Genomic DNA, 639 nt, shown 5'->3' with positions numbered 1-639 from the left:
TACGAGGGCGGAATGCGGCTGATCGACCCGCCGCAGGTGCAGGGCTGGACCGTAGTCATCCTCGGCGGTGTGGCGCTCCTCGTGGATACGTTGACGGCTTGGCTCACTTGGTCGATGCAGAAAGGCAGCGTCAATATCCGTGCACTCTTCCTGCACAACCTCTCGGACGCGTTGGCCTCGGTTGCTGTGATTGTCGGAGGCTCGCTCATCTTGCTCTACGACATGCGTTGGGTAGATCCGGCGATTACCATCGGGATTGCGCTGTATATCCTCTACCTCGCCCTTACCGAGATCAGCGGACCAATCCGGACGCTAATGCTCGGCAGTCCCCCCGATATCGACAACGGCAACGTCGTAAATGCAGTGCGCGCTGTCGAGGGAGTGGCCGATATCCATCACGTGCACCTCTGGCAGATGCAGGAGCACGAGGCGGCGCTCGACTGCCACGTTGTCCTAACCGCGGAGGGATGGACTCGTACTGAGTCCATCAAGCGTGACATCAAGCGGCGGTTGAATGACCGCTTTGGCATCTCCCATTCCACTCTCGAGTTTGAAAACGAAGACAACGCACATCAGAACGCCGACCTCTACGGGCACGGGAGCTCCGCGCCAGAGGAGAAATGACGTGTTCACGAAAAT

The 639-nt window shown here is 58.8% G+C and carries 1 protein-coding gene; it reads left to right on the top strand.

Annotated elements, in window-relative coordinates:
• The coding region (locus tag WA367_RS15385) for a cation diffusion facilitator family transporter (protein ID WP_336057662.1) at nucleotides 1–624 on the top strand (624 nt) is incomplete at its 5' end.
• Nucleotides 625–639: the final 15 nt, after the last annotated feature.

The organism is Nitratireductor sp. CH_MIT9313-5, from assembly GCF_037029545.1.
Taxonomy (GTDB): Bacteria; Pseudomonadota; Alphaproteobacteria; order Rhizobiales; family Rhizobiaceae; genus Chelativorans.
The sequence above is the reverse complement of the archived record's forward strand: the minus strand, read 5'-3'. Positions and strand labels throughout refer to the sequence as shown.